The organism is Geodermatophilus sp. SYSU D00814 (assembly GCF_054050055.1).
Window position 1 is genome coordinate 126,649 of record NZ_JBJGYP010000004.1, and the last position, 19,315, is coordinate 145,963.

Annotated in this window: 14 protein-coding genes; 6 read left to right on the top strand and 8 right to left on the bottom strand. The window is 74.9% G+C overall.

The window, feature by feature from the left end:
• Positions 1-32: 32 nt before the first annotated feature.
• From ACI780_RS04450 to ACI780_RS04460, 3 genes are all read right to left on the bottom strand, one after another.
• The gene (locus tag ACI780_RS04450) at positions 33-425 is read right to left on the bottom strand and encodes a type II toxin-antitoxin system VapC family toxin (RefSeq protein WP_457001054.1); all 393 of its coding nucleotides are present in this window, start codon (positions 423-425) and stop codon (positions 33-35) included.
• A complete protein-coding gene (locus tag ACI780_RS04455) occupies positions 395-646 on the bottom strand; it encodes a FitA-like ribbon-helix-helix domain-containing protein (protein WP_457001150.1) in 252 nt (83 codons plus the stop codon). The genes ACI780_RS04450 and ACI780_RS04455 overlap by 31 nt, the downstream gene beginning before the upstream one ends.
• A gap of 65 nt (positions 647-711) precedes the next feature.
• Entirely contained in the window at positions 712-1,560 is an 849-nt protein-coding gene (locus ACI780_RS04460; protein WP_456871223.1) for an alpha/beta fold hydrolase, read from the bottom strand.
• A gap of 65 nt (positions 1,561-1,625) precedes the next feature.
• On the opposite strand from ACI780_RS04460, the gene ACI780_RS04465 reads away from it, so the two are divergent.
• Positions 1,626-3,329 (top strand): helicase, encoded by a 1,704-nt coding sequence (locus ACI780_RS04465; RefSeq protein WP_457001056.1) that lies wholly within the window; start codon positions 1,626-1,628, stop codon positions 3,327-3,329.
• Between the two features lie 87 nt (positions 3,330-3,416).
• Here ACI780_RS04465 and ACI780_RS04470 read toward each other — a convergent pair whose 3' ends face one another.
• Positions 3,417-4,961: a flotillin family protein gene (locus ACI780_RS04470; protein ID WP_456871221.1), complete on the bottom strand. Its 1,545-nt coding sequence runs from the start codon at positions 4,959-4,961 to the stop codon at positions 3,417-3,419.
• Positions 4,958-5,524, bottom strand: a complete 567-nt coding sequence (locus ACI780_RS04475; protein ID WP_456871220.1) for a hypothetical protein — start codon at positions 5,522-5,524, stop codon at positions 4,958-4,960. Before ACI780_RS04475 ends, ACI780_RS04470 begins: the two co-directional genes overlap by 4 nt.
• 151 nt (positions 5,525-5,675) lie before the next feature.
• On the opposite strand from ACI780_RS04475, the gene ACI780_RS04480 reads away from it, so the two are divergent.
• Together ACI780_RS04480 and ACI780_RS04485 are read left to right on the top strand one after the other, a co-directional pair.
• Positions 5,676-7,019 carry a DNA polymerase IV gene (locus ACI780_RS04480; protein WP_457001059.1) on the top strand — a complete coding sequence of 448 codons (1,344 nt, stop codon included), beginning with the start codon at positions 5,676-5,678 and terminating at the stop codon, positions 7,017-7,019.
• Complete coding sequence (locus ACI780_RS04485; protein ID WP_456871218.1) at positions 7,016-7,606, top strand: class I SAM-dependent methyltransferase; 591 nt, start codon at positions 7,016-7,018, stop codon at positions 7,604-7,606. Before ACI780_RS04480 ends, ACI780_RS04485 begins: the two co-directional genes overlap by 4 nt.
• A gap of 164 nt (positions 7,607-7,770) precedes the next feature.
• Here ACI780_RS04485 and ACI780_RS04490 read toward each other — a convergent pair whose 3' ends face one another.
• The gene (locus ACI780_RS04490) at positions 7,771-8,952 is read right to left on the bottom strand and encodes a PucR family transcriptional regulator (RefSeq protein WP_456871217.1); all 1,182 of its coding nucleotides are present in this window, start codon (positions 8,950-8,952) and stop codon (positions 7,771-7,773) included.
• Positions 8,953-9,056: 104 nt separating this feature from the next.
• Between ACI780_RS04490 and ACI780_RS04495 the strand changes: the two genes are divergently transcribed.
• The 3 genes from ACI780_RS04495 to ACI780_RS04505 all read left to right on the top strand — a co-directional run bounded on the left by ACI780_RS04495 (position 9,057) and on the right by ACI780_RS04505 (position 12,636).
• Positions 9,057-10,157 carry a ferredoxin reductase gene (locus ACI780_RS04495; RefSeq protein WP_456871216.1) on the top strand — a complete coding sequence of 367 codons (1,101 nt, stop codon included), beginning with the start codon at positions 9,057-9,059 and terminating at the stop codon, positions 10,155-10,157.
• Positions 10,158-10,185: 28 nt separating this feature from the next.
• Positions 10,186-11,397 (top strand): fatty acid desaturase family protein, encoded by a 1,212-nt coding sequence (locus ACI780_RS04500; RefSeq protein ID WP_456871215.1) that lies wholly within the window; start codon positions 10,186-10,188, stop codon positions 11,395-11,397.
• 105 nt (positions 11,398-11,502) lie between these two features.
• Positions 11,503-12,636 (top strand): hypothetical protein, encoded by a 1,134-nt coding sequence (locus ACI780_RS04505; RefSeq protein ID WP_457001062.1) that lies wholly within the window; start codon positions 11,503-11,505, stop codon positions 12,634-12,636.
• A 77-nt stretch (positions 12,637-12,713) separates the two neighbouring features.
• Here the strand turns inward: ACI780_RS04505 and ACI780_RS04510 are convergent, their stop codons facing one another.
• A complete protein-coding gene (locus ACI780_RS04510; protein ID WP_457001064.1) occupies positions 12,714-14,555 on the bottom strand; it encodes an Ig-like domain-containing protein in 1,842 nt (613 codons plus the stop codon).
• A 295-nt stretch (positions 14,556-14,850) separates the two neighbouring features.
• Positions 14,851-18,702, bottom strand: a complete 3,852-nt coding sequence (locus tag ACI780_RS04515; protein WP_457001066.1) for a replicative DNA helicase — start codon at positions 18,700-18,702, stop codon at positions 14,851-14,853.
• Positions 18,703-19,315 lie beyond the last annotated feature (613 nt).

A 19,315-nucleotide genomic window follows, 5' to 3' on the forward strand; every position in this document is an offset into this window, starting at 1 on the left:
TCCGCGGAAGTGCCCGGACCCGACCCCGGCCCTCAGCGCAGCAGGTCGACGGCGCACCGCAGTCCCGGCGCCCGGGCCAGCCGTCCGTCGGCGGTGACGAGTGGGACGTCGAGGAGCTCGGCGAGTGCGACGTACTGGGCGTCGTGGGCGCTCACCGCGTCGCGCAGCTCCGAGACCCGGGGGAGCAGCGGGAGGTGCGGGTACCGCTCGACCGCCAGCTCGGTCCAGTCCTGCAGGGCCTCGGCGCCCCGCCGGACGGGGAGCCGACCGGCCAGGACGGCGCGTCGTACGGCGGAGAGGACCTCGACGTCGGCCAGGGCCGGGACGTGGACGTCCGAGCCGAGCACCCGCTCGCGGGCCAGGGCCCCGGGCCCTGCGTCGTCGACGAGGGCGGTCACCAGGACCGACGCGTCGACGACGACCACGCCTCGTCCGGCCGCCCTGCCGACACCGCGGCCACGGCCTCGTCGAACGACATGCGTCCTCCGCGGCGCGCAGCGCGAGCCAGGACGTCGGTCTTGCTGGGACGTGCGGCGACGGCCTGCAACTCGCGGAGCACGTACTCGGAGAGGCCCAGCCCGCTCCTCGCCGCCCGTGCACGCAGCTCGGCGTGCAGGTCGTCCGGCACGTTGCGGACCTGCAGCATCCGGGGCACGGCTGTGGTCGTACGTGCAGTCCACACGCGAGCACATGCGCAACGCATGCAGCTGGTCAGTCCTCCACCACGGCCAGGAACGCCTGCAGCGTCTGGAGGAAGACCTCGGGCTGCTCGGAGTGCACCCAGTGGCCGGCGTGCTTGACCTTCACCAGCCGGGTGTGCGGGAACAGCTCCTCCATGCGGGCGCGGTCCTCGGGCAGCACGTAGTGGCTCTTCGCGCCGGCGATCCAGAGCACCGGGCCGTCGAAGGTCGCGCCGGGCGGCGGGTCGGGGAAGCCGCGCAGCTCCCCGAGGTCGCGCTGCAGGGTCTCCAGGTTCAGCCGCCACCGCCAGCGGCCCGAGCCGATCCCCTCGCGGACCAGGCTCTGCAGCAGGAACGAGCGCACCATCGTGCTCGGCACCGCCTCGCGCAGCGCCCGGTCGGCGTCCTCGCGGGTGCGCAGCGCACCCAGGTCGACCGCCCGCATCGCCGTGAGGAAGGCGTCGAACGGCGAGGCCTCCTCGTCGGGGTCGTCGGTCCGCCCGCCGGAGACCGGGTACTCCACGGGCGCGATGTCGACGACGACCAGCGCGCGCAGCAGCTCCGGCCGCCGCAGCGCCAGCTGCATCGCCACCTTGCCGCCCATCGAGTGCCCGACCAGCGTCACCGGCTCGCCGAGGGTCTCGAGCTCCGCGGCGACCAGCGCGGCCATGTCCACGTAGTCGACCCGGTCGGTCCACGGCGAGTGCCCGTGGTTGGGCAGGTCGAGCAGCGTCACCCGGTGGCCGTCGGCGAGCCCCTTCGCCGCCGTCGTCCAGTTCTTGCCCTGGCCGAACAGGCCGTGCACGAACACCACCCGCGGCCCGGCCGCGCCGACGGTGCGGGCCGCCAGCCGCTCGTCGGAGGGCGCCTCGGCAGTCACCCGGCGATTCCACCAGATCCGCGGGCCCCGGCCACCTACCGTGCCCGGGACGAGAGGAGGCCCCCGTGCCCGGACGGCGTCGCGCCGCTCCCACCACCCGGCGCCGGACGGCGAAGCGGCGGACGACGGCCCGCCGGCCACCGGTCCCTGACCTGCCCACCGCGGGCCCGGGGGAGCGGGTGTGGGTGCTCGCCGTCCCGTTCCGCGCCCCGGCACCGGGCGCGGTCTGGCACGCCGGCCTGCAGGCGCACGTGTGGGTCGGCCGGGAGCTCCCGCCGGCCCTGGCGCCCTACGACCCGCCGCCGTACACGTTCGAGCGCTTCCTCGAGGACGAGCTCAACGACACGCCCCGTCCGCTGCCCGGGGCCCGGGCGCTGGTGCCGCGCGAGGAGCAGTGCACCGGCGCCGAGGCCGTCGTCGCCGCGGCCGCCGCCGGGCACCGGGTGTTCCTGCTCGGCGACGACCCCGGCGTCGGCAAGACCGGCACCGCCGTCATGGCCGCCCGGGAGATCTGCGAGCTGCGCGGCGGTGAGCGGGTGCTCGTCGTCGCCGACCGCCCGGCGGCGATCACGGTCCCGCACTGGACCCGGTCGATCGCCGGCTTCGGCGACGGCGGCCTGCGGTGGTGCGTGACCACCTGGGACCGGCTCGCGAAGGTGTCGAAGCTCCCCTTCGACGTCGTCGTCGCCGACGAGGCGCACATGGTCCGGCACACGACGACGCAGCGGTGGAGGCACTGGAAGGCGGTGTCGGGCGGCGGCCGCGCGAAGGACGCCCCCTTCGTCATCGCCGCCACCGCCACCCCGGCGCACACGCCGATGGAGCTGCCCTACCTCGCGCCGCAGTTCGCCCAGCGGCACGGTGAGCCGCTGCGCGCCTGGGCCGACCTGCCGGCGAGGCTGGCCGAGCACGGGTTCCACGTGGAACGGGGGCGGTACGGCTGGGCGTGGACCGAGGACGCCGACGCCCGGCGCGCCGACCTGGGCCGCCTGCAGGCCTGGCTGACCGACGCCGACCCGCCGGCGACGCTGCACCGCCCGGCGCCGTGGGGCCCGGTGTCGGTGACCGGGACGCCGGTGGCGCTGACCCCGGCCGAGCGGAGCGCCTACGAGTCGGAGTGGCAGGAGTTCCGCGCGGAGATGCAGCTGGCCCGCCGGGCCCGGCAGAGCGCCCGCGGGCGGGCGGCGCTGCTGCGGTTCCGGCAGAAGGCCGGGCTGATCCGCGCGCAGGCCACGGTCGACTGGGTGCGCGCGCAGGTCGACGCCGAGCGGCAGGTGGCGGTGTCGGTGGAGTTCGTCGAGACGGCGGCCGACCCGATCCGCGAGGCGCTGCTGGACTCCGGCGTCGCCGTCGCCGCGATCTACGGCCGGGACCGGTTCGACGTCGAGGCCGAGCGGCTGCGGTTCCAGACCGGCGCCGCGCCGGTGTGCGTGTTCACCGTGACCGCGTCGATCAGCCTGCACGCCGGCGAGCTGCTGCCCTCCGGGGCGACGGCGTCGACCACGCCGCGGGTGGGGCTGTTCCACCAGCCGCGCTTCTCCGGCATCCAGGCCCGGCAGGTCACCGGCCGCACCCACCGCGACGGGCAGGTCTCGCCGTGGCGGGTGGCCTTCGCCGAGGGCACCGTCGAGGAGCAGGTGGCCCGGGTGATGGTCGAGCGGCTCGCGGTCAGCGGGTCGACGGCCGGCGCGGACACCTCCTCGCTGCGGGAGATCGCCGACCTCCTCGACGCCGACTGGCTGCCGCCCGCCGCGCTCACCGACGCCTGACGCCCGGGCACCGGGGCCGAGCGTGTGCGCCGGCGCCGCACTCCACGGCCCGGACCGCGGCGCGAGCGCACACGCTCGGGCAGGGCGTCAGCGGGTGCGCGGCGCGTGCCCGTCGTGGTTGCCCTCGCCGTCGGCGGAGGTCACCGGGATGCGGGTGACGCCGTCGCCGCCGGTCGTGCCGGACAGGCGGCGCAGCAGCGCGGCGACGTCGAGGCCGGTCAGGTCCCCCGACAGCTGCAGCCCCTGCGCGACGTTGCTCGCGACCGACCGGCTCAGCGCGTTGGCGCCGTCGGCGGAGATCACGGTCATCTTGTCCACCGCCGACAGCGGGGCCGACGCCGCGCCGACGACGTCGGGCAGCACCTTGACCAGCAGGTCCAGGATCGCCGCCTCGCCGTAGCGCTCGAAGGCCTCGGCGCGGGCGTCCATCGCGGTCGCCTCCGCCTGCCCCCGGGCGAGGATCGCGGCGGCCTCGGCGGCACCCTCGCGCTCGACGGCGTCGGCGACGGCCTGCCGGCGGGTCTTCTCGGCCTCACCGCGCTTGGCGCCCTCGATCGCCTCGGCGTCGGCCAGCGCCGAGCGGCGCGCCCGCTCGCCCTCGCCGGAGAGCCGCGCCTGCTCGGCGGCGGCCTGGGCCTTGGCGATGGTGGCCTGCCGGTCGGCGTCGGCGGCGAGGATGGCGGCGTTCTTGCGGCCCTCGGCCTCCTGCTCGACCTTGTAGCGCTGCGCGTCGGCGGGCCGGCGCACCTGGGTGTCGAGCTGCCGCTCGGTCAGGGCGGCGGTGCGCACGGCGACCTTCTCCTGCTCGCTGAGGATCGCCTGGTCCTGCGCCGCCTGCGCCAGCGGCCCGGCCGCTGCGGCCCGGGCCTTGGCCGCGTCGGTCTCGGCGCTGATCTCGGCCTGCCGCAGCGCCAGCTGCCGCTGGGCCACCGCGATCGCCTCGTCGGCGAGCAGCTGCTCCTGCTGGGCGGCCTGGCGGGCGCGGGCCTCGGCGATGGAGGCCTCCTTCAGCACGCGGGCGGCCTCGGGGCGGCCGAGGTCGGCGAGGTAGGTGCCCTCGGCCTGGATGTCCTGCAGCTGGAAGGTGTCGAGCACCAGCCCCTGACCCGTCAGCGAGGACTCGGCCTCCTCGGCGACGGCGGAGGCGAACGCGGCGCGGTCGCGGATGATCTCCTCGATCGTCAGCCGGCCCACGATCGAGCGCAGCGCACCGGCCAGCACCTCCGAGGTGAAGGTGTCGATCCCCTGCTGCTGGTTGAGGAACCGCTGCGCGGCCGCCCGGATGGCGCCCTCGGTGCCGCCGACCTTGACGATCGCCACGCCCTCGAGGTCGCACTTGACGCCCTGCTTGGACACCGCGCCCCGGATGCCGACCGGGATCCGCCGGCTCGACAGGTCCATCGTGTGCAGCTTCTGCACCACGGGGAGGACGAAGACGCTGGCGCCCATGACCACCTTCTGGCCGGAGCTGTCGCGCGAGACGACGCCGGCCCCGTCGGTGACCTGGCGGCCCTGCCGGCCGGTGACGATGAAGGCCTGGTTGGGCCCGGCCACCTTGATCCGGCTGAGCACGAACAGCACCAGCACGACGACGAGGACGACGATGCCGCCCACGGCGAGCAACAGGGTCATGCGGGGCCTCCGGGGTCTGGGAGGGAGCCGGGGAGCGGCTCGGGTGCGGTGGACACGACGTGGACGGCGGTCTCGCTGAGCGCCTCGACGACGTAGACGGGGGTGCCGGCCGGCAGCGGGATGTCGCTGCGGGCGGCGAACTTCAGGCCCTGCCCGGCCAGGGACAGCCGGACCTCGCCGAACCCGCCGGCCGGCACCGCGGAGACGACGACGCCCTGCGCGCCGGCCAGGTGGTGGCGGGTCAGGGTCTCGGCGGTGGGCATGTCACGCAGCGCGCGCGAGAGGCGGGCCGCGCCCCAGGCCAGCGGCGCGGCGGCGACCACGCCGACCAGCAGGGCCAGGAGCACGGTGAGCGACGTCGACAGGTCCGCGGGCAGCAGGACCGTGGCCGCGGCCCCGCCGAAACCGATCCCGCCGAGGAGTGCGGCCACGACCTCCAGCGAGACGGGACCGTCGGCGTCGGCGCCCCCGAGGTGGCCGATCTCGCCGACGACCAGGGAGAGCAGCAGCAGGGCGACCCCGAGCCCGCCGACGAGGAGGAACGCGGTGGCGACGGGGTCCACGGGCCTCCTCCGGTCGTCGTCCTGGGCCCGCAGCCTCACATCCGGCGCGGTGGTGATCAACGGGTTCTGGCACGGCGCGGTGCCGGTTCACCCGGACGGTGCCCGGCGCGGTCGCGGCGGTCCCGTCGCCCCCGCGTAGGACGATGGGGGCGTGCGGCGGGAGGCGAGTGTGCTGCACCTCGACCTCGACGCGTTCTTCGCCGCCGTCGAGCAGCGCGACAAGCCCTCGCTGCGCGGCCGGCCGGTCGTCGTCGGCGGCACCGGCGGGCGCGGCGTCGTCGCCACCGCGTCCTACGAGGCGCGCGCCTACGGGGCGCGCTCGGCCATGTCGACGGCGGAGGCGCGGCGCCGCTGCCCCCCAGGGACGGCGTTCCTCGGCGGCCGGTTCGGCGCCTACCGGCGGACGTCGGAGGTGGTCATGGGCCTGCTGCGCGAGCTGTCGCCGCTGGTGGAGCAGGTGTCCATCGACGAGGCCTACGTCGACCTGGCGGCCGGCGAGGGCTGCGACCTGTCCGTCGACGGCGTCACCGCGCTGGCCCGCGACCTCAAGGCGCGCATCGCCGCGGCCACCGGCGGGGTCACCGGCTCGGTGGGCATCGGCAGCTCCAAGCTCATGGCCAAGATCGCCTCCGACCTGGACAAGCCCGACGGCCTCGTCGTCGTCGCGCCGGGCACCGAGCTCGACGTGCTGCACCCGCTGCCGGTGACCCGGCTGGGCGGGGTGGGCCCGGCCACGGCGGAGCGGCTGCGGCAGGTCGGCGTCGGCACGGTGGCGCAGCTGGCGGCCAAGTCGCTGCCGGACCTGGTCGCGCTGGCCGGTCGGGCGCACGGCGGCGGGCTGTACCAGCTGGCGCGCGCGGAGGACGACCGGCCGGTGGTGGCCGAGCGGGAGGCGAAGTCGGTCTCGCAGGAGGAGACCTTCGAGCGCGACCTGACCGACCTGGCCCAGCTCAACCGGCTCGTCGACGCGATGGCCGGCCGGGTGGGCAGCCGGCTGCGCGCCTCGGCGCTGTCGGGGCGGACGGTGACGGTCAAGCTGCGCCGCTACGACTTCACCACCATGACGCGCTCGCAGACGCTGCCGCAGCCCACCGACGACGCCCGGCAGGTCGCCGCGATCGCCCGCCGGCTGCTCGCCGAGGCCGGCACGGGCGGCGGCCTGCGGCTGCTCGGCGTCGGCGTCTCGGGGCTGTCGCAGTACGCGCAGGGCGACCTGTTCTCCGGCGACGACGCCGCCGAGGAGGTCGAGGACGCCGCCGACGAGGGCCCGGCCGTGCCCGAGCCGCCGGCCGACCGGCGCTGGTGGCCGGGGCAGGACGTGGTCCACGACGAGCTGGGCGCGGGGTGGGTGTGGGGCCGCGGCCTTGGTCGGGTGACCGTCCGGTTCGAGGGACCGCTCACCCCGCCGGGGCCGGTGCGCACGCTGGCCGCCGACGACCCCGCGCTGCACCCGGGCGACCCGCCGGACTGGCGCCCGACGACGATGGGGGCATGACCGAACCGAGCGCCTGGGTGCGGATGACGCAGGCCGATCCCGGCCACTCGGCCGCGTACGTGCAGCGGTTCCGGGACCTGGCCGCGGGCGGGATGGACCTCGTCGGCGAGGCCCGGCTCGTCGACGCGATGCTGCCCCGCGGCTCGCGGGTGCTCGACGCCGGCTGCGGCCCGGGCCGCGTCGGCGGGCACCTGGCGTCCGTGGGGCACACGGTGGTCGGGGTCGACGTCGACCCGGTGCTCATCGCGGCGGCCGAGCAGGACCACCCCGGGCCGCGCTGGCTCGTCGGCGACCTCGCCGAGCTCGACCTGCCCGACCGGTTCGACGCGATCGTCTGCGCCGGCAACGTGGTGACCTTCCTGGCGCCGTCCACCCGCGGTGAGGTGCTGCGCCGGTTCCGCGGGCACCTGGCCGAGGGCGGGCGGGCCGTCGTCGGCTTCGGTGCCGGGCGCGACTACGACTTCGCCGTCTTCCTCGCCGACGCCCGCGCCGCGGGACTGGAGCCCGACCTGCTCCTGTCGAGCTGGCACCTGCACCCGTTCACCGCGGAGTCGGACTTCCTCGTCGCGGTGCTGCGCCCCGGGTGACCCGAGGACCGGCGGCTGCCGTGTCTCGCCCGTGCCGCCCGCAGTGCCGGTCTTCCTCGCGCACCGAGGGCGCTGCAGTACCCGCAGAGCGAGCGGAACGCCCGCAGTGCGGCGGCGCCGGCGGGCGATGGCGGGGGACGGCACCGACCCGGCCGCGGCCGGGCTCAGCGGGCGCCGAGGGCGAGGGTCAGCTCGAGGACCGTCTGCGGGTCGTCGAGGCGCTTGCCGTAGAGGTCGCGCAGCTGCCCCATCCGGTAGCGCACCGTCTGCGGGTGGACGAACAGCTCGGCGGCCACCTGCTCGCGCCGGCCGTGGTGCAGCAGCCACGAGCGCAGCGTCTCCAGCAGCTTCTCCCGCGGACCGGGGCCCAGGCCCTCCAGCGGCGCGAGCACCTGCGCGCGCAGGTCGGTCAGCGCCTCGGCGTCGGCACGCAGCACCAGGTCGGCCAGCCGGAGCTCGGTGTCGACCGGGGCGTCGCCGTCGGGCAGCAGCTGCAGCTGCAGCGCCCGCAGCGCCCGCGTGTAGGACGACCGCGCGTCCTGCCACGGCCGCGGGGGTCCGACGACGGCGCCGTGCCCGGTGAGCGAGGTCAGCAGCGCTGCCCGCGCGTGGCCCTCGGCGTCGGGCACCAGCAGCACGGACCGCTCGGTCGACGGCTCGGCGCCGGGCAGGTCCTCGCCGGCCTGCAGCGTCCGCGCGTCCAGCGCGCCCATCGCCCCGCGCGCGTCGGCCTCGGGCAGCAGGACTGCGGTGAGCGTCCGCGGCGGCGTCCAGTCCGCCCGCTCCGCGGCGGCGTGCAGCTCGTAGGGCGGCGCCCCGGTGACCAGCAGCGCCGCCAGCCGCTCGAGGTGCCGGCGCCGCTCGCGGCCGCTGGCGGCCAGGTGGTCGGCGTGGCCGGACGCGCTGGCCGCCGACAGCCGGTCGATGTAGGCGAACACGAGCTCGGCGAAGCGGGCCAGCGACCCGGCGGGCATGCCGGCGGCCACCGCCGTCTCGCTCAGGTGCCGCCACGCCACGCGGGCACCCACCCGGTAGGCCGCCAGCAGCGCGTCCATCGGCCGCCCGGTGCGGGCCTCCCCGCGGCCCAGGGAGTAGGCACCCTCGATGGCCGGGTCGACCGGCCGGCTGGCGTCGGCGCCCCCGGCCGACGTCGCCAGTTCCAGGAAGCCCGCGAGCGCGAGCTGGACGGCGTTCTCGATCTTGCGCCCCATCGGGCCGCGGAACGCCTCGGCGTAGCTGGGCACCTCGACCACGATCGCCGCGACCGTGCGCTCGGCCACCGACGGCAGCTCGCCGACCATCGCCGCCGCGATCTCCGGCGCGAACATCCCCTGCTCGGGTGTCACCGTGACCTCCCCGTGACCTCGGTTGTGCGCTGGGAACAGTATCCGGCGCGACGTTCACGTCCAGGGCACAGGTAGTTAGACGTTCGGCAGGGAACTGTGGAGGCATGACCGCGACCGTTCCGCGCCCTTCCCCGGCCCGGCCGGGCCTGCGGGCGCTGCGCGACCGCGCGCTCCGTCTCGCCGAGCTCGTGACCACGCCGCTGCTGCCCGCCGACTACCTCGACCTCATCGACCCGCTGCGCTCCGGTGCGGCCCTGCGCGGGCGCATCGAGGCCGTGCTGCCGGAGACCCGCGACGCCGCCACCCTGGTCATCCGCCCGGGTGCCGACTGGCGGCCGCACCGCCCCGGCCAGTACGTGCGCCTCGGCATCGACGTCGACGGCGTCCGCCTGTGGCGGGCCTACTCGGTCACCTCCGACCTCGGCCGCGCCGACGGCTGCTTCACCGTCACCGTCAAGGCCATCCCCGACGGCAAGGTCAGCAACCACCTGGTCCGCCGGGCGCGGCCGGGCACGATCGTGCAGCTCGACCAGGCCACCGGCGAGTTCTGCCTGCCCGAGCAGCGGCCGGCCAAGGCGCTGTTCGTCACCGCCGGCTCCGGCATCACGCCGGTCATGGGCATCCTGCGCAACCACCCCGAGCTCGACGACGTCGTCCTGGTGCACTCCGCGCCCACCGCCGACGACGTCGTCTTCGGCGCCGAGCTGCGGCAGCTGGCCGCCGACGGCCGGATCCGGCTGGTCGAGCAGCACACCGACACCGCCGGCATGCTCGACGCCGCCGCGATCGCCGCGCTGGTGCCCGACCTCGCCGAGCGCGCCACCTGGGCCTGCGGCCCGGTCGGGATGCTCGAGGCGCTCGAGGAGCACTGGGCCGCCGCCGGCCTCGCCGACCGTCTGTACACCGAGCGGTTCCGGCCCACGGTGCTGGTCACCGGCGAGGGCGGCACCGTCTCCTTCACGCGGAACGGGACGACGGTGGAGGCCGACGGCGCCACCCCGATCCTCGACGCCGCCGAGGAGGCCGGCGTCCTCATGCCCAGCGGCTGCCGGATGGGCATCTGCTACGGCTGCGTGCTCCCGCTGCGCGAGGGCGCCGTCCGCGACCTGCGCACCGGCGAGGTCACCACCGCCGCCCCCGGCGACGGCGTCCTCGTCCAGACCTGCGTCAGCGCCGCCGCCGGCGCCTGCGACATCGACCACTGACCCGAGAACCCCGGAGGAGCCGCACCGCATGACCGCGCTGCAGAAGAAGGACGTCAACCCCATCGAGCACCTCACCCCCGAGGACGTCGAGCTCATCGGCAAGGAGCTCGACGAGATCCGCCAGGGCGTGGTGGACAGCCGTGGCGAGGCCGACGCCCGCTACATCCGCACGGTCATCGACGTGCACCGCAAGATCGAGCTGGGCAGCCGCGCCGTCCTGCTCGCCTCCGGCTTCCCGCCGGCCTGGATCGTCGGCACGATCGGCCTGTCGATCGCCAAGATCCTCGAGAACATGGAGATCGGGCACAACATCCTGCACGGCCAGTGGGACTGGATGCGCGACCCGAAGATCCACTCCACGACGTGGGAGTGGGACATGGCCAGTCCGGCCGAGCAGTGGAAGCACTCGCACAACGAGCTGCACCACACGTACACGAACGTGATCGGCAAGGACAACGACCTCGGCTACGGCATCATGCGCGTCGACGAGGACCAGCCGTGGACGCCGATGTACCTCGGCCAGCCGCTGTGGAGCTTCGTCAACGCCTGCTTCTTCGAGTACGGGATCGCCGCCTACGACCTCGAGCTCGGCGCCGTCATCGCCAAGAAGCAGACCGGCGACCCCGAGTTCCGCCGTCGGGCGAAGCAGGTGCTGGTCAAGATCGGCCGCCAGGTGCGCAAGGACTACCTGATCCACCCGCTGCTGTCGGGCCCGAACTTCCTGGCCACGCTGGCCGCGAACGTCACCGCCAACACGGTGCGCAACCTGTGGACCAACTCCGTCATCCTGTGCGGCCACTTCCCCGAGGGCGTCGAGACCTTCGAGAAGAAGTCGATCGACGGCGAGACCCGCGGCGAGTGGTACCTGCGCCAGATGCTGGGCTCGGCCAACATCTCCGGCTCGAAGGCCATGCACGTCATGACCGGTAACCTGTCGCACCAGATCGAGCACCACCTGTTCCCGGACCTGCCGAGCAACCGGTACGCCGAGATCGCGCCGAAGATCCGCGACCTGTTCGACCGCTACGGCCTGAACTACCACACCGCGCCGCTGCACCGGCAGGTCGGCTCCGCCTGGCACAAGATCATCCGGCTGTCGCTGCCCAACGGCTGGCTGCAGAACACCACGGCCCGGAACCTGCCCACCCAGGTGGCCAAGCTGTGGAAGATGACCACCGGCAAGCCGCGGGTCCGCCGCCTGCTGATCCGGGAGCAGGCCGCCATGGCCGCTGCCGCGTAGCGGACCGACCCACCGCGAGAGGGCGGGGTGCCCGGCACCCCGCCCTCTCGCGCGTCCGGCCGTGTCGCGGCCGGCGCCGGCCCGGACGGCACCTACCGTCGCCCCGTGCTGGTGAGCATCGTCCTCGTGGCCGACACCCGGGTCTCCGCCGTCGAGGCGTCGCTGGAGGCGCTGGTCGCCGCCGTGGGCACCGCCGAGGCCGCCGGGCACGCGGTCCAGACCGTGGTCGTCGACAGCTCCGGCCGCTTCGACGTCGCCGACTTCCTGCGCCTCGTCGAGGGCGCGGAGGTGGTGCGCGCCCCCGGCGCCGACCGCGCCACCGCCCTGCTGCTGGGCCTGGACCGGGCCGACGGCGACGTCGTGTGGGCCGGCGGCACCGAGGGCTGCGCGGTGCCGACGGCGGTCACCGCCCTGGCCGAGGCGGCCGCCCGTGACGGCGGGGTCGCCGTCGCCGCCCCCGGGGACCCCGCACCGCACGTCGCCGCCCCGGCCGGGCTGCCGCGGCGCTGGGCCGCCCCCGGGGACGACGCCGAGGCGGCCGACCCCGTGCCCCGCCTCGTGCGCCGCGCGCTGGCCGAGGGCGTCCCGGTCACCCCCTGCGCCGGCGCGGGCAGCCTGCGCGAGCGCGTGCGCCGGCCCTTCGGCAGCAGCCCCGGCGTCGTCGCCGGTCCGGGCACCTACGCCGGCCAGCGCACCCTCGTGCAGACCTTCACGCCGCTGGACCGGGTGGAGCTCGGCGGTTACTGCTCGATCGCCGACGACGTGCGCATCGTGCTGCCCGGCGGCCGGGTGCACGACGAGACCGGCGAGGAGCTCGCGCTCGACCAGCGCGGCCTGCACCGCCCCGAGACCGCCTCCACCTTCCCCATCGGGATCCTGGTGCCCGACGAGCCCTACGACGAGCCGCCGCCGGGTGTCACCGGTGAGCGGCTGGTGGTCGGCGACGACGTCTGGATCGGCTACGGCGCCACGCTGCTCGGCGACGTCACCGTGGGCACCGGCTCGATCGTGGGCGCCCGGGCGCTGGTCAACGCCGACGTGCCGCCGTACTCCGTGGTCGGCGGGGTGCCGGCCCGGGTGATCCGCCGGCGCTTCGCCGACGACGTCGTCGACCGCCTGCTGCGCGTCGCGTGGTGGGACTGGCCGCAGGTGGCCGTGCAGGGCGCGCACCGCTGGTTCGGCCGGCCGGTCGGGGAGTTCCTCGACCACTTCGACCCCGGGTCGCTGGCGCCGGCCTGACCGCCGGACACGCAGGAGGGGCCCGGGACGACGGATCGTCCCGGGCCCCTCGCGTGCGCCCTGCGGTCAGCGGCCGGTCAGGGCCGCAGCGCCGGCTGCGGGAAGTTGAGCGCGAGCAGCACCGACGGGTCCTCGGCCGGCACCTCCCACACCCTCCCGGCCCCGTCGGGGTCGATCACCTCGCCGCGGCCGAGGAAGGCCGCCACCTGGGCCTGCCCCTGCAGAGCCGAGGGGTGGGTCAGCACCAGCAGGAACGAGTGCGGGTTGGGCAGCGGCGGCGTCGCCCGGTCGTTGCGGTAGAGGCTGGTCCGCGACCACAGGTCCCCGGCGTCGACCAGCGTGTACGACGTCGGGTTGGGCACCGTCTGGTCCCCGAAGGCCACCTGCACCAGCACCCGCTCCGGCTCGGTGAGCGGGGCGAAGGTCTCCGGGCTGCCCGGGCGCGACAGCCAGGTCGACCGGGCCAGGTACTCCTGGATCTGCACCGCGCCGGGCACGGTCGCCGTCACCGGGCCCTCCCCGCGCAGCGGCAGCTGCTCCTGGAAGAAGTTGCGGGTCGGGTCGGTGCTGTTGAGCAGGCCCGCCGCGTCCAGGGCCGCCGCGGTGAGCGGGCGGAAGGACGGCGACAACCGGGCGATCTCGCTGACCGGCCCGCCGGGCACGTTGAGCACCGAACGGGAGACCGCCGGGTCGGTGCCGGTCAGCAGCGTGCCGTAGATGCCGCCGAAGCTCTGCCCGAAGTAGGTCACGTCCTCGCCGGAGAGGTCGGGCGTCCCGTCGCCATCGACGTCGGTGCCGCCCAGCGAGCGGATCAGCGTCATGTTGTCGGCCGCGGTCTGCCGCAGCGCGTCACGGGAGGACTGCGCCGCGGCCGCGCCGGTGGCCGAGGACCCCTCGGTGGAGTCGATGGCGCCGTCGCCGTTCTGGTCGGTCCCGCGCCCGTAGGCCGGGATGGTCGTCGTCGTGCCCCCGCTGGTGACGACCCAGCCGCTCTCGGGCCCGTACCCGTGGCCGACGACGTTGGTGCCGATCGTGGCGATGCCGTTCTTCGCGTTCTCGACCGCGGCGAGGAAGACGGCGTTGGTCGAGCTGGTGAACCCGTGGCCGAACACGGCCACCGGCCAGCCGCCGGGGGGCGGGGTGCCGGGGGGCAGCACCGCGACGAAGGGCAGCTGCTCGGCCCCGACCGGGCGCGGGCCGGCGTCCCCGGTCGGCGTCTGGAGGATGGTGACGTCGGACGTGAGCCAGGACGGCGCCTGGAACGAGCCGAAGACGATCGTGCCGCCGAGGGCGGCCGTCGGGACGGGCGTGGGCGTCGGCGCGGGGTCCGTGGCGCCGCGGTCGGTGGCCCACGCGACCGTCGTCCCCCGGGCCGGGAAGGCGCCCTGCACCTGCAGGGCCGGGTCGTCGATCCTGGCGGCGGCGAAGGCGTCCCCGCTGTCGATCTGCCGCTGGATGTCCAGCAGGCCGTCGGTGGCGCTCATCGTGGTGAACGTGTCGTGGGTGGCCTTGTTGGCCGGGCCGCCCTGGACGCGCAGCCGGTAGGTGGTCGACGGCGCCAGCTGCTCGGCCGGGTGGGCGTAGAGCGTGTTGGTCGCGGGGTCCCAGACGACGCGGTCGACGCCGATGCGGGCGTCGGTGCCGGCCGGCTGCAGGGTGATGCGGGCGGCGGTCGCGGCCGGGTCCACGGGCCCGCTGAAGCGCACCGCGATCCGCGGGTCGAGGTCGAACCCGTCGAGCTGGTTGAGCTGCTGCACCAGGCCGCAGGCGATCGGGGCGCCGCACCCGTCCGTGGGCAGCGCGACCCGGCGTCCGGTCAGCTGCGCGGGGTCGCGGACGGTCAGCGAGTCGGTGGGGAAGACCGAGAGCGGCTCGGGCTTGTCCGGGGCGGCCAGGGCGGGGGTGGCGGAGACCGTCACGGCGGCGGTCAGGGTCAGTGCACCGAGGAGCGACGAGGTCGCCCGGTGCCAGCGTCGTTGCTGCACAGGCTTCTCCAGGTTGAGGGAGGACGCCCCTTCCTAGTCGACGGAGATCCGGATCACAAATCCGCATCCGATCGCTCACATCGGGTCACACGACGGGCGCGGTCCTCCCGCCCGTCCGCCGGTGATCCACGTGGAACACCCCGCCTGCCACCGGTACGGGGCCGTCCTCGTGACCCGGCAGGGCCCGGGACGTGGCGGTCCCGGGCCCTCGTGTTCGCGTGCGTCGCGCTCAGTTCGCCATGTCGACGAAACGGCTGTAGTGGCCCTGGAAGGCGACGGTGACGTTCGCGGTCGGGCCGTTCCGGTGCTTGACCAGCATGATGTCGGCCTCGCCGGCCCGCGGGCTCTCCTTCTCGTACATGTCCTCGCGGTGGATCATCATGACCATGTCGGCGTCCTGCTCGATGCTGTTGTGGACGGCGATGCCCTCGGCGATGAAGTTGTGCCCACCCAGCACCGTGGCGTCGTAGACCTCCTCCTCGGGGCCCTGCTCGACAGAGACGATCTCGTCCCACAGCAGGTCGTTGACCGCCTGGATCTCCAGATCGGCGTCGTCCAGGACGGCCGCGATGCGCCCGAGCCGCTCGCGGCTGGGTGCGCGCTTCCACATGGCGCTGCCACAGAAGGCCGAGTCCATCGCGGCGGCGAAGGCGCGGTGGCTCATGCCCTTCTCCTCCAGGACCGCCCGCACCCGCTCCCAGACGTGCACCGGCACCGTGTCGATGTCCGGGTTGCCCGACGTCTCCCGGACGATCCCCAGCAGGCGCTCGGCGGCTGCGCCGCGGGCTCCGTGGACGCCGATCTCGCCGAGGAATCGCCGCTGGTCGTCGCAGCCGCTGACGTCGAGCGTCCAGCCGTCCCGGTATCCGGCCTTCCGGACCCGGCGGATGCGGCAGGAGATGCCGAACCGCAGGAGCAGTCGGGAGACGTCGTCGACGAGCCGGCGGCTGGTCGAGGCGTAGTACACGCGCCCACCCCGGCCGTCCTTGTTCACCGTGACGGATCCGTCGGTGGCCCACAGGTGTCGCAGGAACGTCGCGATCTGCTTCTTCGGCAGGGAGAACACCGGCTCGGGCACGAACTTCTCGTGGCTGCGAAGGCCGAACAGCCCCAGCTCGTCGAGCCACGCCGCGATCGGGTTGCGACGGCCGTGGGTCAGCGGGAACGGCGACCGCAGCCGCAGGGTGGTGCAGCGGGCCGCGGCGTACCCGTCTCGCACCGCCACGACACCGAAGTGCAGCACCGCCGCCGTGACCGCCCGCAGGTTCTCCTCGTCGATCGAGGCATAGCGGAGAGGCTGGCGCCGGACGAAGCTGCCGTCGCCGATGAGGTGGGCGAGCAGGACGACCCGCTCGTCCTCCCACACCGTCATCCGGTCCGGCGCGGGCACGTGCCGCGGCACGGCGATGCGATCACCGGGCACCAGCTCCCCGAGCGGCCGGAACCCGTCGTAGGTGAGGAACGGGTGGTTGGCCGTGGCGCGCACCGTCTTGCCCGATGCGGTGGTCAGCTGCAGCACGGGCTTGCGGCCGGTGGAGAAGACGTGCGTCAGGTGACGGCGCACGTAGCGGAGGTTGTCGTCGAGCGCCCACACCGGGACGTCGGTGGCACCGGCCGTGAACAGCTCACCCATCGTCGTCTCGGCGCCCGTGTCGGCCCGGAGGACGCGGGTCTCCGCGGGCAGACACCCCGACTCGCGGAGGTCCGACAGCATCGGCTTCTTGTCCTGCCGCTGCTCGGACCCACGGTTGAGCTGTGACATCGCGATGACGGGGACCTCGAGCTCCTTGGCCAAGAGCTTGAGCGCACGGGAGAACTCCGAGACCTCCTGCTGGCGGCTCTCGACGCGCTTTCCCGACGTCATGAGCTGGAGGTAGTCGATGACCACGAGCTTGAGGTCGTTGCGCTGCTTGAGGCGCCGCGCCTTGGCCCGGATCTCCATCATCGTCATGTTCGGTGAGTCGTCGATGTAGAGCGGCGCGTCGGCCACCTCACCCATGCGGCGGGCCAGTTTCGACCAGTCCTCGTCGGACAGCGTGCCGGCGCGCATGTGGTGCAGCGGCACCTTCGCCTCGGCCGACAGCAGACGCATGGTGATCTCGTGCTTGCTCATCTCGAGCGAGAAGATGCACGTGGCCAGGTGGTTCTTCACCGCGGCCGACCGAGCGATGTCCAGCCCGAGTGTCGAGTTGTGCGTCGGGACGAAGCTGCGGCCGGCGAGGAAGAGGGAGTCGGCGGCGTCGACCTGGATGCACCGCACGGGCACGCTCTGGACCGGCCGGACGTCGGTGACGAAACGGACGCCGCGGGCGGTGAACGTGCGCGCACCCCGCTCCTTGTGCAGCAGCCGCTTGCGTTCCAGGCGGAACACCTCGTCGTCGGTGCTGAAGGTGAGCGTGTAGCAGGTGGACGAGGCCTCGCTCCGGCCGCGGACCCGCTTGGTGCTCATCCGGACGCGGTGGCCCAGGCCCGCGATCAGCTCACGGGCGTCCTCGGCCAGCCGACGGCTGGTGACGGCGAACTGCACCGCACCGCCTCCCGTCACGGTGCCGTCGGTGTCGAGCAGGCCGGCCAGCAGCGCCCGCCGCTGGGTCACCGACGCGCGCAGGTAGGCGGTCGGGATGTGCTTGTCCCCGAGCACGCCCAGGCCGCGCAGGAGGGCGTGCACGGTGCCGTGGTCGTCCCGGCAGTCCTGGCACTGCGCCAGGCCGCTCGAGGGGCCGCCGCAGTCGGGGCAGGTCGCCGCGCGGCCGGCTCCGCCGCGGGCCCGCAGCGCACCGCCGCAGGTCTTCCCGCAGGTCTGCACCTGGGAGGTCTTCGGCACGAAGGGCTCGCCGCACATCGGGCACGGCCGCGCCTCGGGGCCGGGACGGGCCGGCAGGCGCAGGGAGTACCGCCGGTCGGCGCCCGTGGGGACGACGACCAGCCCCTCGGCCTCGATGTGGACGGCGATCTCGGGGTCGGCGCTGGTGTACTGCGCGGCGGCCGACGTGCCGTCGCCCAGCCAGACGCCGAGGGCGTACGGCGGCACCGGGAGGTCGGCGGTGGGCAGGTCGAGCGGGGCGGCGTTGACGACGGCGTGGTTGAGCCGCCGGTCGGCGGTGGCGCAGCGGACCGTGCGGGCCAGCTCCTCCGTGGTACGGACGCGGGCCTGCCCACGCGCGCCGAGTCGGCGGGCGGCGCGGTCGGTGGTCACCCACTGGTGCCGGGCGTCGGCGACGACCACGGTGCCGTCGGAGAAGTGCACCTCGTAGCAGGGCCGGTCGGTCATGACGCCGGTGGCGGCCACGACCGTCGTCGGGCGGCCGTCGGCACCCAGCACCCGGTCGCCGACGGCGATCTCGCCCATCGTGGTCCAGCCCGTGGGCGTGGGGATCGGGGTGTCGAGGGCCAGCGCCTTGCCCACACCGGGACGGGCGGCGATGACGACCATCTGCCCGGCCTGGAGACCATTCGTCAGTTCGTCCAGATCGCGGATCCCGGTGGGCACGCCGCGGGCGGTGCCGCCGCGGGAGGCGATGGCGTCGAGCTCGTCCATCGTCGGCTGCAGGATGTCCTCGAGGCGCGAGTAGTCCTCGCTCATCCGCTTCTCGGTGACCTCGTAGATCTCCTGCTGCGCGCGGTCGACGATGTCGTCGACGTCGCCCCGCCCGCCGGCCGCTCCGTAGCCGAGCTGCACCACGCGGGTGCCGGCCTCCACGAGCCGCCGGAGGGTGGCCTGCTCGGCGACGATCTGGGCGTAGTAGCCGGCATTGGCCGCCGTGGGCGTCGAGGCGATGAGCGTGTGCAGGTAGACCGCGCCGCCCATCTTCGACAGCTGGTCGGTGCGGTTGAGCTCTGCGGCGACGGTGATGGCGTCGGCCGGCTCTCCCCGGCCGTAGAGGTCGAGGATCGTGTCGTAGATGACCTGGTGCGCCGGCCGGTAGAAGTCGTTGCCGGTCAGCTGCTCCACGACGTCGGCGATCGCGTCCTTGCTCATCAGCATGCCGCCGAGCACCGACTGCTCGGCCGCGACGTCCTGCGGGGGCTGCCGGTCGTACTCCGGCGCCGTCGCCTGCGGCCGGCTGAAGTCGTCGGCCACCGCCACCTGGGTACCTCCCTCCGCTCACGCGCACGCTGACCAGCCCCGGCCTGTCCGGCCGGGGCCCGGTGGGGGAAGCACCAGGACGCGCGTCGCCTGCACTCGAACGCCCGTTCGAGGACCGTGGTACCGGGAGCCACTGACAGTTCTCGCAGTTCCCGGCGCCGGAGAGACGGTAGGAAGCGACGGCGGGTCCGTCCAACACCCCGTGTGCACCGCGTTCTGCACAACTTGTGGACAAGTCGGTGGACAGCCCGAGTCGACATGTGGAGACGGGCGGGACACCGGCCGGACATCCAGCGGTCCTGCGGGTGTCACCTGCGCCGGGTCCGCCCACCGGCTGTGGACACGAGTTTCTCGGCGCGCCGGACGCCCGGGCGTGTCGTGTCGTCCCGCCCGGCGCAGCCGTCACAGCACCGGCGGTGACGGCGCGCGACGACCCACCGGCGGGGACGCCGTCACCCCGTGGCCGGCGCCTCGCCGGGGCGAGGACGCAGGCAGGCCGGCCACGCCGCCTCCGGGTGCCCCGGCCGCAGGGACGGCCCGGGAGGCGTCAGCGGGCCGTGGACGGTCCTCCGCGCCCCGTCCGACCACAGCAGGCCTGCCCCGCCGG

Bases quoted from the DNA above. Each gene is read 5' to 3' on its own strand.
- ACI780_RS04455 (WP_457001150.1), bottom strand. From the start codon at position 646: ATGCTGCAGGTCCGCAACGTGCCGGACGACCTGCACGCCGAGCTGCGT.
- ACI780_RS04470 (WP_456871221.1), bottom strand. From the start codon at position 4,961: ATGACCCTGTTGCTCGCCGTGGGCGGCATCGTCGTCCTCGTCGTCGTG.
- ACI780_RS04485 (WP_456871218.1), top strand. From the start codon at position 7,016: ATGACCGAACCGAGCGCCTGGGTGCGGATGACGCAGGCCGATCCCGGC.
- ACI780_RS04495 (WP_456871216.1), top strand. From the start codon at position 9,057: ATGACCGCGACCGTTCCGCGCCCTTCCCCGGCCCGGCCGGGCCTGCGG.
- ACI780_RS04500 (WP_456871215.1), top strand. From the start codon at position 10,186: ATGACCGCGCTGCAGAAGAAGGACGTCAACCCCATCGAGCACCTCACC.